Consider the following 14,634-nt stretch of genomic DNA (forward strand, 5'->3'; position numbering starts at 1 on the left):
CTCCTTTTAGAACAAGCTTTTCATTAGTAAAAACTGCTCCAAAAGTAAGAGGATAAAGAAGAGACTGATCAGAATTTAATGTCCTAATTTCAGTTACACTCCAATATCGAGTGCTTTAGAAATTTTATATAGTTGTTCAAAATTATAATGTTTATTTTCAAGATTTGATTCAATTTTTGCAATTCTATGTGCAAGTTCTAATTGAGTAATATTTTTTTATGAAAGTTATTGATTTCATTTTTTGTAAACTCAAAATGTTCTATATTACATATTAAATAATTTAGAATAATTTTTTTGAAAAAATCTTCTTCTGATACAATACTAGATGCAACATGTTCCTTTATTAACTTAACATATTCTAAGTAACTACAAGCATTATAGTTTTTAGTCTTTGCTTAATGGCTTTTTAATAAAGATAATGAAATAATTTATTTAATTTTAAATTAGAGTGAAAAGGGTATTTTATGGATTTAGTAACAAGTATATTAGGTTTTGATCTAATGTCTTTTTTTGGCAATATATTTATGGTACTTATGCTTATTTTAATTATTGGAATTATCTTAGGTCGACAAGTTTTCAGTATTAAAGGTTTGGCAATTGTAAGTGTGATAACAATATTTATACTTGGTGGTGGGACTATATATCGCTATATAAATACATTTAAGGGACCTGGTATATCATTTTATAAAATAAATAATGATATTAAGGAAAATATATACGATGTACCTGATGAAGCGGATACAAAAGTTATAGATTTGGCTGATTATGGTGTTAATGATGAAGCAAATGCCTTGAAACTTATTGAAATTAAAAAAGGAACCTTAATCCATTTATACGATAGTCCTGATGGTTCACAAGAAGATGATTGGGCTGAAATATATGTTAAAAAAGATATCAAAGAAATGACTATTGATAGCTTTGAACAAAATAAAAATAATGATGAAATAGATATCTACTACAGTAAAAATAATGGATTAAATGGAAAAGTATCTAGAGTCGTTATACAGCATAATGCGACGCCTTCTTCAAGAATCTCATTTCATGAAGGGAATGGCTTGAAGGAGAATAAAGTATGTGAATTTGCAATTCTTGATAACTCTTTTATAAATTTTAAAAATGATGATAAATATGGATGTGATAATGATGAAGTAAGATCAGTACTACTAAGACATATTCCTCCAAATACTAGAATTAGATTATTTGACGACCCAAATGGTTCATTAAAAGATGACTGGTTGGATATTTTTACATTAAAGACTATTGACATATTAGAAATCGAAACATTAGAGTTACAAAAAGATATTAATAATGATAAATATATTATTCAGTATCATAAGAAAAATGGACTTGATGGTAAAGTTTCAGCTGTTGAAATTACTCAAAAAAGCAATCTTGAGCCTTTGGCTGTCTTTTATGATGATATGGAAGGGAAAGGTAATATTGTAAAAGTAATCAATCTTTCAAAAACTTTTGATGAAAAACTTGATGGGAAAGGTGAAAATGATGAAGCTAAATCGGTAATTCTTTATAATATTCCAGCTGGTAAACGTTTAAGTGTGTATGATAACCCTCATGGTGATTTGAATGATGATTGGGCTGAAATATATGTTAAAAAAGATATCAAAGAAATGACTATTAATAGCTTTGAACAAAATAAAAATTACACAAATTATGAAATACATTTTTATCCAAAAAATAATCTAAATGGGAAAATCAGTTATCTAAAAGTAGCTGATGCTGAAACTTTTTCTTCTTTTATTGAGTTAATGGAAGTTAATAAAAACAAAGAAAATATAATTTGTAGATTATCTACAAGTCCAAAAAGAAAGGTTAATTTAAAAAAAGAATCGCACTGTAAAAACGATGAAGCGAATTCTATACAACTTTATTATGTACCAAAAAATACTTATATTTCTGTTTATGATGATCCTAATTGTAATGGGGAAAAAGATGATTGGACTGAAATATATGTTAAAAAAGATACTAAATCTTTACAAATAAATAATTTTGAACAAAACATTAGTAATAAAAGTAATTATAGTGTTAAATATCATAAAGATAATGGTTTAAATGGTAAAGTATCTTGTATTAAATTTGGAAAATAATTTAGAAAATATTTTAGGATTAAAGTAAAGCTAAAATTAAAGTTCTTATTTTAATTCTAAATATTTGGGTGTGTTAGAAAATCTGTGTCAGTTTTATATAATAAAAGATATGATACAGATGAAAGATATAGAACAAAAAGATTTTGATTTTAATGATGCCGTACAAATACCTCAAGGAAAATATAAGAAATAAATATTCTTAAATATTCTCCTAATTTGAATATTTAAACATCAATCCGTCAAATAATATTCTACAGTTGATACAACTCTAATCTTTTTGATTTGTGGATTATTTCTATCTCTTTGAGTTATTGAAAATTGTCCTTGCGATGCACTTTTGATTTTTCCTAGTTTACTTTTAGAATCAAAGGCAAACTTTTGTGCTACTTCTCTGGCTTTTTTCGTAGCTTCTTCTATCATTTTTGGTTTTATTTCATTTAATTTTGTAAAAATATATTCTGTTCTATTTTCATAGTTATCACCTGAAAATACTATTCCTTGTTTTCCAAGTTTTGATAAGGTACTTTGTACAATTCTAACTTCATCTATATTTTTAGAATATATAGTTATTGTTTGTTTTGCGTTATATCTAAAATTTATTTTAGCATTTCCATATTGTTGTGCTACTTTATCTACTATTATTGGTGTTGAAAAAGTTATTTCTTTCTTTTCTATTCCATTTGAAGTTAAAAATTTATCTATTTTTTCATTATTTTTATCTATTGAATTATACAACTCTTCCAAATTATTATTAATTTCTGTGTATGTAATAGGCCAAATAACAATATCTGCTTTGTACTCTTTTTGAGATAAACCTTTTACTTTTACACTTCTATCATATTGTTTATATTCGATAATTGCTGTTTTAAAAAAATATCCTAGAGTACTTAAACCTAAGAATATAAATATTCCTAGAACAAAAAAACTTGTTTTGCTACTATTTTGCATATTGTTTTCCTTTAATTATAATTTCTACGACAAAGACAATGCTGTATCAACACAAGATTTAAAAGAAGTATTTTTAGCAATTATTGGTTTTATATTTTTTGGAAAATATTTTGCTGTTGTTTTTCCAATTGATATAGCTGTATATGATTCATCCCAAGAAAAGACTTTGAAAAAGTACTTTATTGTTGATGGTGAAGTAAAAATGATTTTTGAGTTTTTTGGGATTTTCTTCTTTTTTACTTCTTTATTAAATTTATTTTCATAAATAACATCATCATCACAAACAACATCATTGTTTTGTAAGATATTTATTAAATCTGAAACAATTTCTTTTCCTCTTAGGTATAAAACTTTTTTACCTTTTAATTTATCACATATTTCATAAGCAAATTCATCACCATGTTTTGTTTTACTAATATATTCTAAATTCCCATTTAATTCTTTTACTAGTTTTGCTGTTTGTTCAGATATTACATATGAAGGAATTGTTTTCCAGTCTTTATTCATAGATTCTATTGCATTTATTGCATTCTTCGATGTAAATATTAGTGCATCATAATCATCTAATCTAACTTTTTTTTCTTTATAAATTATTTTAAATAGAGGAATATTTTCTGCCCATTTTACTTTTTTATCATTTAATAAAAAGATATTTTTCTTTGAATTATTTATATTCTGTAAAAATGATAATACATAGCTTTTTATTCCAGAATTTGATTTTGAAAAATTTATAGATTTATCTTTTAAAACATTGAAAGAAATATTTTTCTTTGTTAAATAATATGTGATTTTAAAAAATTCTAGTCTTGTATATTTATTAGTATAATTTACATCTTTTATTAAAATATTTTTTTTATTGTCAAACTCATAATATATTAAATTTAGTGAATTTATAATCTCTTTTATATCCATATTTTACTCCTTATAATTAATTTTTTAATTATAGCCATTTTGTATTTATTTTGTTATAATCGCTATAAAAATAAGGAATTATATGAACGCTTTAGTCTTAATTGCACATGGAAGTAAAAGAATGCTATCAAATAAGGAGTTTATAAAACTTGTAGATGATGTAAGAAAAAAAGATAATAAATTTTCTAAAGTTCAAGCAGCCTTTTTAGAACTTGCAAATCCAAGTATTCAAGAGGTTTGTAAAGAACTAATTTCAAATAAAATATCAAAAATACTTTTTTATCCATATTTTTTAAACACAGGTAAACACGTAGGTACAGATTTACCAAATATTATAAAAGAATTACAAAATGATAATCCTTCTATTGAATTTGTGTTATTAGAACATTTTGGAAAATCAGATAAAATAAGCGATATTATTCTAGATGATTTGTCTTTATGTATTTAAAATAGCACATAATACTGCTAGATATGATTGTTCTTGATATTTTTTTAATTTACTAGGAAATTGTATTTCGTTTTTTCTTTCATACGATGAAATAGATTGAGCAGATAAAAGAGATATTTGAGCTTTTGAATATAGCTGAATAAGTCCTTCCATTTTAAAAGTAACTGCACCACCTGAAAAAGCACCCTTTTTTGAGCGCTTTTTTATAACTATTTTTTCAACTTGATTATCATCAAAAAAAGTGTTTATTTCTTTTAGGTAAGATATAACATTATTTGTATTTTCATCATCTTCTAGTGTAATTTTTTTAATTTTTAAGTCTATATAATCAACAATATCATCAGAAGAATAATCAACTAATGTCAATACTGTATAATTTGATTTTAATTCAATTCCACAAACTCTCATAAAAAATCCTTTATTTAATTTTGAATAAGTATACAAAATATTAAAGAATCTTTTTGATTTTATGTCAAATTGTAATATTTATTATAAAATTTCTATTCTGTGATTTCTTCAAAAAGATAAAAGTTTGTATGCCCTGCTTTTGGATCATAAGTTTCACTTTTTTTATCAGTAAATTTATAAATCATTTCCATTGCATCTTTATGACAATTTACATTTCCAAGTACTTCTTTTAAATCATCTTTTGTTAAAAAGTTTTGATCGTGACCTTTTTTAAATTTTCCTGCTGCATCTTTATCTACAAAAGAATATTTAACAACATCTATATTTCTTTTTACATCAATTCTTGCTTTTTTATTTACATCTTCAAATCTTAAAATTCTATTACCATTTGATGATATTTTCATTGTTGTTGCAGTTTCAATATCTTTTACATCTTCTATAATAATGTATTCTTTACCATTTATTGAAATCTCATTATCATTAAGTTTTTTAATCTCTTTAATAGTGGTTTTTTTTCCTTTAGCCATATTGAGCTCCTTGTTATATACTTTATAAATTTGTCTGCATTATATCTAAATTAAAATAATTGAAATAGCGAAATAAAAATTATGATAAACTTCTACTTACAATTTTTTATAAAATAAATATAAATTAGGTTTTAATATGATTACAACAATAACAGAAGATGGAGTAAATACAGTTTCACATCTAATACAACTTTCAGTTGCTCCTGTATTTTTATTAGCAGGTGTTGCTGGATTATTAAATGTTTTTACAGGAAGACTTGGAAGAATTATTGATAAAGTAGAAAAAATAGATGCAATTATTGAAAGTAAAAAGACAGAAGAATCAAAACTTCATACACATGAAAAATCAAAAGAGCGAAGACTTTTTCTTACTCTTAGAATGCAAAATATAAATTATGCAATTTCACTTTGTACAATGACAGGATTATTAATAGCACTTGTAATTGTAACAATGTTTTTAAGTTCAATATTTGATTTTAATGGGTCAATATTTATAGCAACTTTATTTATATTAGCAATGTTATCTTTGATTACTTCATTAATTCTATTTCAAAAAGAAATATTTTATACAACTTCTTTTATTAAAACAAAAAAAGCAAGTTTAAAAAAATAGTATATTATAATTACAAAAATTTATTAGGAAATAAAATGCATTATATAGAAGAATCAAAAAAAAGCGTAGAAGAAGTAGTAGAAACAATACAAAAAATAATCTCAAACTTTGGGTTTGGAATATTACATATTCACAATGTAAAAAATACATTAAATTCAAAAGGTATAGATTTTGATAATGAATGTCAAATCTTAGATGTTTGTAGTCCAAAAGTAGCAGAAGAATTTTTATCTCATGATATGTCTTTATCAGTGATTATGCCTTGTAAAATCTCTGTTTATAGTGATAAAGGAATAACTAAAATTGGAATGAATTCATTAACACAATTAGTAGATGATATAAATCCAGACTTTATACAATTAGCACAACAAACACAAAAAACATTATTACAAATTATTGATGAAGTTAAATGATAGAATTTGATCTTATAAAATATAAGCAAATGGTTAAAACTCATCATGAAAATGATGAACCAAGTGCTTGGTGTGATTCTATTTATACCAATGCACAAGGTGATTATAAAGCTGTATTTTGGGCTGATTTAGAACCAAGTCCATATTTAGTTCAATGGCTAGAAAACAATAAAAAAGATTTGAAAAAGAAAAAAGCTATTGTAATTGGTTGTGGTGTTGGTGATGATGCACAAGCTATAAGTGATTATGGTTATGATGTAATTGCTTTTGATATTTCACCTGAAGCTATAAACTTATGTAAAAAAAGATACCCGAATACTAAAGTTACTTATCTAGTAGCAGACTTATTTGACTATGATAAAAAATGGCTTGAAAATTTTGATTTAGTTTATGAGTGTAATACAATACAAATATTACCAGAGAAATATAGAATAAAAGCTAGAAAAGCTATATCAAATTTAGTAAGTAAAAATGCTTATGCATTAGTATCTTGTAGATGTAGAGAAAAAAATGAAAAAGAAGATGAGATTCCTTTACCTTTGGATTATGAAGAAATCAATAAATTTGTCACAGAAGATAAGTTAAAAGAAATTAGTTTTAAAGCTTATAATGATTCACAAATACCTTCTGTACCACATTTTTTTGCAGTATATAAAAAAGAGAATTAATGAAAAAAGAAACAAATCCTAAACTTGAAAGAGTTTTAGAAAAACCTATAAAAGTTTTTGGTAAGCAATTAAAAGTTTTAAGAGTAATACTAGCAGCTAGTGTTGGTGTTTTATATACAGGTACATTATATAATGAAACATCATCATTGACTCCGCTTATATTTTGTATCTTATTTTTGATTATTTTAATAATATCTAGTTTACTTATGCTAAAAAAGATTCTTTATTTTGGTAAATACAATTTGGAGTGTTCAAGTGCTGGAGATGTTTATCTTACTCAACTTCAAGGTATTTGCCCAAAATGTAAAGGTTCATTAAAAATCATTAAAAAAAATAATACAAAAAAAATCTTATGTGATAAAAACTCTTCTCACATTTGGAATTTAAAGGAATAAGACATTGGAAACAACACAATTAATCATACATTCAAGCTTACGTTGGGTAGTACTTATAACCCTAATTACACATTTAGTTCTAATATATAAAGGATATTTTCAAAATAAACCATTTTCAAAATTCAATACTATATTCGGTCATATAACTGTTGGTTTTGTGCATTTACAATTTGTAATTGGGCTTTATGTTTATTTTACAAGCGAAAAGATAAATACTTTTCTTGATGATGTAAAAGGTTCTATGGCAATTAGCGAGTTAAGATTTTTTGCGGTTGAACATAGCCTTATTATGTTAGTAGCAGTTATTCTCATTACAATTGGTTCTTTTAAAGCAAAAAGAATTGAAAATGAAAGAAAAAAATATAAAACTCAAATGGTTTATTTTACAATTGGTTTAGTTTTAATTCTTGCAGCAATTCCTTGGAATTTAGCTAATTAATAAAATGTTTAAATTAATTTTATTAGGAATACTATCAGGTGGTTTTTTCAGTACGACTTTTGTATTAAATGAACTTATGAGCGTTGAAGGTGGGCATTGGCTCTATTCTGCAACGCTTAGATATTTTTTTATGATTGTATTTTTAGTAATAATTTTAATTTTTCAAGGTGGTTTTAAAAGACTAGTTGAAATATATAAACTATTTATTGATAATTATATATTTTGGATGATAAGTGGAACTATTGGTTTTGGTTTCTTTTATGCATTGATTTGTTTTGCTGCTGATTTCTCACCTTCTTGGGTTATTGCTGCTTCATGGCAGTTTACAGTTGTTGCAACACTTTTTGTTTTACTTCTTTTTGGAAAAAGTTTTCCTAAAAAGATATGGGCTTTTTCTTTTATAATTTTTGTAGGAGTTTGCTTAGTAAACCTATCTCATATTGATAAATTTGATCTTTCAAGTTTAATCTATGGTGGTATTCCTGTTTTAATTGCTTCATTTTGTTATCCATTTGGAAACCAATTAGTATGGGAAAGTCAAAATAATGCACATAAATTTGTGCCACATATAAAATCAGATTTATTAAAAAATGCTTTTAACAAGGTTATGCTTTTAACACTTGGGTCTATTCCTTTTTGGATTATTCTTCTTTTGATTATCCAACCAGAAGCACCAAGTCAATCACAGGTTTTAAATTCAGCACTTGTAGCACTATTTTCAGGTGTATTAGCTACAACTATTTTCCTTTATGCAAGAGGATTAGCAAAGCATACAAATGAATTAGCAGCAATTGATGCAACACAAGCTAGTGAAGTTATATTTACTATTATTGGTGGATTTATTCTTTTTGGAACTATTTCTATAAATGAAATTTCTTTATTTGGTTTAGTTTTAATCATATTAGGATTATTTTTATTTATAAGATATCAAAATAAAACGGAGGAAAAATGCAAATAACAAAAGAGTTTATAGAGCTTATTTCATCTAATGACACACTAAATAAAGCTCAATGTCAAATATTAGAGTTAAACTTTCCAATTGAAGATAATTGGAAAGAGTTAATATATGAAAAAGATATTCTAAAAAATGATGCAAATAGACTTATGCTTTTAAAAGGTAAATTAGCACTTAAAGCACAAGAACAGATTTTGAAGAACTATAATATGGTTTTAGAATTTAACAATATAAAACCTAAATCAAACGCAAAAGTAGAAATTCAAGAAAGTAAAAATATACAAGAAACACAAATAAACGATGATGAAGAACATATAAGAATTTATTGTGATGGAGCGTGTTCTGGAAATCCAGGACTTGCAGGAAGTGGTTTGGCTATTTATTCAAACGAAAAAAATCCTGTTTTATTACATGGTGATTTTGTAGAAAATGGTACAAATAATATTGCAGAATTAAATGCTCTTTATCAGGCTTTAACAATTGCAAAACAAGCAAGTTCTAAAAATATTATTACTATATATTCAGATTCAAAATACAGTATAGATTGTATTACAAAATGGGCTTATGGATGGAAAAATAAAGGCTGGAGTAAAAAAGGTGGAGAGATTAAAAATCTTGAACTTATCAAAAAAACTCATGAACTTTATGAAAGAATAAAAGACTTAATAGAAATAAAACACGTAAAAGGTCACGCAGGAATCGAAGGTAATGAATTAGCCGATAGAATGGCAGTTACAGCTATAAAAGAAAAAACTCAAAACTATTCGATGTATTCGTATGATAAAATAAACGAGGTTTTAAGTTTAACTTCTTATTAGATTTTAGATTGTTCTAATTGTTCAAAATTTCCTAAAAGATATATTGATACAACAAAAACAATAGAACCTATAAAAATATTATATAAAATAATAGCTACAAGACTAAAGAATAAAGATAGAATAACTATCATTTTATTCTTAGTTAAAAATCCAATAATAACAGTAGCCAAAGCAATTAATCCAAACACTTTATAATGTATAAATAATCCAATATAATCTTTTATTACAAACTCATTTGATAATTGATTATTTGTTAAAATTCCAAGTTTAATAGCAAATGCAATTCCTATAAATACTAAAACATATAAAATCAAATTTCTTATATCTTTAAAAGAAGTATTTTGACTACCCTTATATAAAATATATGCAAAATATAAAGAAATTAGAATCCAAATATTAGAAAATATATTATAAGCTGTTTCATTTAACAGTATTAAAATAGATGTAATTACAAGAATAATTGATAATATTTTTCCAGATTTACCAAAATCTATTTCTTTATATTTATTTTTAAAAAGCCATAAAAAAGAAATAGCTGAAATTATGAAAGCATATATTTCAAAGTTTTGATACCTTCCTTCAAAAGCTAAAATAATATTAGAAACAATTACAAAAAAAGCACTTAGATAAAATAAATAAAGAGGAATACTTTTTATTTTATTAGCTATATTTCCTAGTAAATAATAATAAATAAACAAATGAGAAAACAATGCAACAAAAGCCCAAACGAACTCTAAATTTGTTCTTACAGTAATAAAATATTGCTCAACTTGTAAAATATAAAGAATTGAAAATAAAGTATTTATAGCAGTAAAAGCTAATAATCTATTATTTGAAATCTTTGCTTTTCTAAGTAGTAAGAAAGAAAAACTAAAAACTAAAAAAATCGAAGCAAAAGCTAAATATTTATAATTAGGAAAGTTTGACACTTCACCTTTAAAAACATTTTTATCCATTCTATCTTTATCAAATAATCCCCAATATCCACCAACAGCACCTTCACTTAATCTTTTCCAAGGTTGATCAAATGCTTCAATAATATTGTAATCCCAATTATATTTTTGTGCAACTTTTACAAACTCTCTTACAAATAAAGCTTGGTTTATTTTACTAGGAAGTACATCTTCTCGCATTCTTCCCTCAGATGGCCATCCTGTTTCACCAATTAGAATATTTTTATTTCCTAAAGTTTCTTCAACTTCAAGTCTTACTTTTACTAAATGATCAATTGCTTCATCTATATTCATAGGATTATCTTCCCAATAAGGAAGAATATGTATCGTTACAAAATCTGTAACTTCTTCTATTTGTGGATTTTTCAACCAAAACTCCCAAACATCAGCATATGTAACTTTAGTATTGGGAAGTGCGTCTTTAGTTTCCTTTATATATTTATAAAGTTGTTCTGCTGAAACATCTCTTCTTAATAAAACTTCATTTCCTATAATAACTGCTTTTACTATATCTTTGTTTTCTTTTGCAAGTTTTATTAAAGTATCAAGCTCTTTTTTAGTCGATATTTTATCAGAACTAACCCACGCTCCCATAAGCATTTTCAAATTATTTTCTCTTGCAATTTGTGGAATAATTTCTAATCCCACAGTTGAATATGTTCTAATACAATTTGTATATTTAGATAATAGTTTTAAATCTTTTTGTACAAGTTTTTTTGATATTTTATAGTTTTTATCAAATGGAGATTCATCTTTTGAATAAGGTGCATAAGAAACACATTGAAGTTTTGAAAAAGAATTTGAATCATCTTTTAGTACATTTATAGCACCTAAATAAAAGAAAAATAGCATTACAAGAATAATACTAAAAAGAGTAAATATGGTCTTTTTTAACATTTGTATCCTAAATTTAAAAATATATTTAAGATACAAGCCTAATAAATAAGCTTATATCTTAAAAAGTTATCGCTATTTTACCTATATTTTTACCATATTCAGTAATTTTATGAGCTTCTTTTAAATTTTTAACACTAAAACCTTTTATAGTTTTTGTAAGTGTAGTTTTTATTTTTCCTTCATCAATTAAAGATGCAATTTGTGTTGAAATAGAGTCAATTCCCCTGCTCCACCAATAATTAAAATAGTTTTATTTTATTCCCTTTTTTGATATATTTTTCTTATTATACTCAATATAAAAAAATATTCTTTAATTTTTAAAGATTAATATAGCAGTGTTAAGATATTATTTCATCAATTATTATTAAAAGAAGATAGGAAGTATTTATGATTGAAAGAAAAGGTTCAATACTTACAGTAAGAGAAGACGTAAAAGTATTTGATTGTACAATAAGAGATGGTGGATTAGTAAACAATTTTCATTTTACAGATGAGTTTGTAAAAGCACAATATGAAACATGTGTTGCAGCTGGAATCGACTATATGGAAATTGGTAAAAATAACTCACCTTCAATTATGAGTGAAAAAGAATATGGACCTTGGAATTTCTGTAAAGAAGAAGATATTAGAAGAATCGTAGGAAACAACGATACTAATATGAAAATTGCAGTTATGTCTGATATTGGAAGAACTGTAAATGAAGAATTACTTCCAAAAAGTGAAAGTGTTGTTGATATGATTAGAATTGCAACATATATTCACCAAATCCCTGCAGCTATTGAACTTGTAGAAGAAGCTCATGCAAAAGGTTATGAAACTACTATAAATATTATGGCTATTTCAAAATCATTTGATGATGAATTGTCAGAAGTTTTAGAAGTTGTTGCAAAATCAAGTGTTGATGTTATTTATATAGCTGATTCTTTTGGTTCATTTTATCCTGAACAAATCAATAAATTAACTGAAAAATATTTAAAAGTTGCCCAAGCACATGGAAAACAAGTTGGAATTCACGCACATAACAATATGCAACTTGCGTATGCAAATACTATTGAAGCTTTAACTTATGGTACAAGTTTTCTTGATGTTACAATTTCAGGATTAGGACGAGGTGCAGGAAACTGTCCTATGGAACTTTTAATTGGTTTCTTAAAAAATCCAAAATATAAATTAATGCCAGTTTTAAAATTCATTGAAGAGTTTATAATTCCATTAGAAAAAGAACTTGATTGGGGTTACTCAATTCCATATATGTTAACAGGACAATTAAACGAACATCCAAGAGCTGCTATGAAAGCTAGAGATGAAAAAGATACTAAATATAGAGAGTTTTATAGAAACCTACTAGCTGAATAAGTATTAATAAACCTTTTAGACATTTTGTATATTTTCTATATTTTTTAGAAAATATACAAATATAACAATATCTTCTACTTTTTTAATCTCCAAATAATTATATATCTATTCTTAATTTATTTTTCATACTTCTTGGTATATAATCATGTAAATTACATAAGAAAATTTTATAATTTATTATAAAATAAATTACACTACAAGTACTATTTTATGAACTTTATTTAACTTTATTTTATTAAAATAATTTACTAAAGTTAAGTAAATAATTGTAGATTAGTATATTAGTCTAACTTATAAATATAAAATAAAAGGATATTTAAAATGAAAGAGTATAAATTATATATTAATGGACAGAATAAACCCTCATCTAGTGGTAATATTATCGATGATTTTAATCCAGCAAGTGGAGAGTTATTTGCAAAAGTACACATGGCTGGTAAACAAGATATAGAAGATGCTATACAAAGTGCATACCTAGCTCAAAAAAAATGGGCAAAGACTGCACCACGAGAAAAAGAAGCAATACTTTTAAAAGCTGCTGATATATTTGAAGCAAGATCAGATGAAATTAAAAAAATTCTAATGAACGAAAGTGGTTCAGTTATTGCTAAATGTATGTTTGAAATTAATACAGTTGCCGATATCTTAAGAACAGCAGCAGGTGAAGCTAGAAGAGTTTCAGGAGAAACATTTACTTCTAATGATCCTGATACTTTTTCATATAGTATTAGAAGACCATTAGGTGTTATTGCAGGTATTTCTCCATTTAATGCACCTATGATTTTAAGTTCGAAAAAATTTGCTTTTGCCTTAGCTGCTGGGAATTCATTTGTATTAAAACCATCAAGTCAAACTCCAGTGTGTGGACTAATATTTGGAGAAATTTTTACTGAAGCAGGATTACCAAATGGTGTTTTAAATATTATTCCCTGCTCAAGAAAAGATTTAGGAGATTCATTCCAAGCTGACCCTAGAATTGCGATGATTACATTAACAGGTTCAACAGAAGTTGGTAAAAAAGTTGCTTCAGCAGCTGCAGCAAATCTTAAAAAATGTACAGTTGAACTTGGAGGGAAATCTCCCACAATAGTATTAGGTGATGCTGATGTTGATTATGCTGTTGATTCAGCAGCTTTTAGTATTTTTTTACATCAAGGTCAAATTTGTATGGCAGGTTCAAGAATATTAGTAGAAGAAAATATTTATAATGAATTTTGTGAAAAATTTGTAAATAAAGTCAAAAATCTTAAAGTTGGAAGACCTGATGATATAACTACCATTATTGGACCACTTATAAAAGAAGCGCAATGTGAATTTATTAATACTTTAGTTGATGATGCAGTAAATAAAGGTGCAAATCTTTTAGCAGGAAGACAAAGTACTGGTACATATTATCAACCAACAGTTGTAACAAATGTAAATGAATCTATGAATATTTTTCATGAAGAGGCATTTGGTCCAGTTGCTGTTATTATAAAAGTTAAAGGACTAGATGAAATTATAAGAATTGCAAATAATTCAAATTATGGATTAAGTTCAGCAATAATTACAAACAATTTAAGTGCTACTCAAAGACTTATTGAAGAACTTGAAACAGGTATGGTACATGTAAATGGAACAACTATTCAAGATGAGGCACATATCCCATTTGGGGGAGTAAAAGAAAGTGGTATTGGTAGAGAAGGTGGGCATTTTTCTATTGAAGAAATGACTGAGTTAAAATGGGTAACTATTGAAGGTGTAAAAAATCGTCAATATCCTTTTTAAGTAAAGCTTCAA

The 14,634-nt window shown here is 25.5% G+C and carries 17 protein-coding genes; 11 read left to right on the top strand and 6 right to left on the bottom strand.

Annotated elements, in window-relative coordinates; genetic code table 11:
- Positions 1-464: 464 nt before the first annotated feature.
- The gene (locus tag D9T19_RS03770) at positions 465-2,105 is read left to right on the top strand and encodes a hypothetical protein (protein WP_121626880.1); all 1,641 of its coding nucleotides are present in this window, start codon (positions 465-467) and stop codon (positions 2,103-2,105) included.
- 231 nt (positions 2,106-2,336) lie between these two features.
- On the opposite strand, the gene D9T19_RS03775 is transcribed toward D9T19_RS03770, so the two are convergent.
- Positions 2,337-3,053 carry an SIMPL domain-containing protein gene (locus D9T19_RS03775; protein ID WP_121626881.1) on the bottom strand — a complete coding sequence of 239 codons (717 nt, stop codon included), beginning with the start codon at positions 3,051-3,053 and terminating at the stop codon, positions 2,337-2,339.
- Positions 3,054-3,077: 24 nt separating this feature from the next.
- Positions 3,078-3,965: a uroporphyrinogen-III synthase gene (locus D9T19_RS03780; RefSeq protein ID WP_121626882.1), complete on the bottom strand. Its 888-nt coding sequence runs from the start codon at positions 3,963-3,965 to the stop codon at positions 3,078-3,080.
- Positions 3,966-4,047: 82 nt separating this feature from the next.
- On the opposite strand from D9T19_RS03780, the gene D9T19_RS03785 reads away from it, so the two are divergent.
- Positions 4,048-4,413 (top strand): sirohydrochlorin chelatase, encoded by a 366-nt coding sequence (locus tag D9T19_RS03785; protein ID WP_121626883.1) that lies wholly within the window; start codon positions 4,048-4,050, stop codon positions 4,411-4,413.
- On the opposite strand, the gene D9T19_RS03790 is transcribed toward D9T19_RS03785, so the two are convergent.
- Both D9T19_RS03790 and D9T19_RS03795 read right to left on the bottom strand, forming a co-directional pair.
- Entirely contained in the window at positions 4,402-4,821 is a 420-nt protein-coding gene (locus D9T19_RS03790; protein WP_121626884.1) for a DUF3010 family protein, read from the bottom strand. The genes D9T19_RS03785 and D9T19_RS03790 overlap by 12 nt on opposite strands.
- A 92-nt stretch (positions 4,822-4,913) precedes the next feature.
- Positions 4,914-5,348, bottom strand: a complete 435-nt coding sequence (locus tag D9T19_RS03795) for a hypothetical protein (RefSeq protein WP_121626885.1) — start codon at positions 5,346-5,348, stop codon at positions 4,914-4,916.
- 136 nt (positions 5,349-5,484) lie between these two features.
- Between D9T19_RS03795 and D9T19_RS03800 the strand changes: the two genes are divergently transcribed.
- From D9T19_RS03800 to D9T19_RS03830, 7 genes are read left to right on the top strand one after another with little or no spacing between them, the layout of a single operon-like run.
- Entirely contained in the window at positions 5,485-5,961 is a 477-nt protein-coding gene (locus D9T19_RS03800) for a DUF2721 domain-containing protein (protein ID WP_121626886.1), read from the top strand.
- Between the two features lie 35 nt (positions 5,962-5,996).
- On the top strand, positions 5,997-6,374 hold the full coding sequence (locus D9T19_RS03805; RefSeq protein ID WP_121626887.1) for a DUF302 domain-containing protein: 378 nt from the start codon (positions 5,997-5,999) through the stop codon (positions 6,372-6,374).
- A complete protein-coding gene (locus D9T19_RS03810) occupies positions 6,371-7,042 on the top strand; it encodes a class I SAM-dependent methyltransferase (RefSeq protein ID WP_121626888.1) in 672 nt (223 codons plus the stop codon). Before D9T19_RS03805 ends, D9T19_RS03810 begins: the two co-directional genes overlap by 4 nt.
- On the top strand, positions 7,042-7,437 hold the full coding sequence (locus D9T19_RS03815) for a hypothetical protein (protein WP_121626889.1): 396 nt from the start codon (positions 7,042-7,044) through the stop codon (positions 7,435-7,437). Before D9T19_RS03810 ends, D9T19_RS03815 begins: the two co-directional genes overlap by 1 nt.
- 4 nt (positions 7,438-7,441) lie before the next feature.
- Entirely contained in the window at positions 7,442-7,876 is a 435-nt protein-coding gene (locus D9T19_RS03820; protein WP_121626890.1) for a hypothetical protein, read from the top strand.
- A 4-nt stretch (positions 7,877-7,880) separates the two neighbouring features.
- A complete protein-coding gene (locus D9T19_RS03825) occupies positions 7,881-8,834 on the top strand; it encodes a DMT family transporter (RefSeq protein WP_121626891.1) in 954 nt (317 codons plus the stop codon).
- A complete protein-coding gene (locus D9T19_RS03830; RefSeq protein WP_121626892.1) occupies positions 8,825-9,649 on the top strand; it encodes a ribonuclease HI in 825 nt (274 codons plus the stop codon). Before D9T19_RS03825 ends, D9T19_RS03830 begins: the two co-directional genes overlap by 10 nt.
- Here D9T19_RS03830 and D9T19_RS03835 read toward each other — a convergent pair.
- Entirely contained in the window at positions 9,646-11,499 is a 1,854-nt protein-coding gene (locus D9T19_RS03835; protein WP_121626893.1) for a glycoside hydrolase family 17 protein, read from the bottom strand. The genes D9T19_RS03830 and D9T19_RS03835 overlap by 4 nt on opposite strands.
- A 58-nt stretch (positions 11,500-11,557) precedes the next feature.
- Positions 11,558-11,719, bottom strand: coding sequence for a zinc-binding dehydrogenase (locus D9T19_RS14845; RefSeq protein ID WP_121627111.1), 162 nt, complete (start codon positions 11,717-11,719; stop codon positions 11,558-11,560).
- A 167-nt stretch (positions 11,720-11,886) separates the two neighbouring features.
- On the opposite strand from D9T19_RS14845, the gene D9T19_RS03845 reads away from it, so the two are divergent.
- Positions 11,887-12,855, top strand: a complete 969-nt coding sequence (locus tag D9T19_RS03845; RefSeq protein WP_121626894.1) for an aldolase catalytic domain-containing protein — start codon at positions 11,887-11,889, stop codon at positions 12,853-12,855.
- A gap of 321 nt (positions 12,856-13,176) precedes the next feature.
- On the top strand, positions 13,177-14,622 hold the full coding sequence (locus tag D9T19_RS03850; RefSeq protein ID WP_121626895.1) for an aldehyde dehydrogenase family protein: 1,446 nt from the start codon (positions 13,177-13,179) through the stop codon (positions 14,620-14,622).
- Positions 14,623-14,634: the final 12 nt, after the last annotated feature.

Source organism: Poseidonibacter antarcticus, assembly GCF_003667345.1.
GTDB classification, from domain to species: domain Bacteria; phylum Campylobacterota; class Campylobacteria; order Campylobacterales; family Arcobacteraceae; genus Poseidonibacter; species Poseidonibacter antarcticus.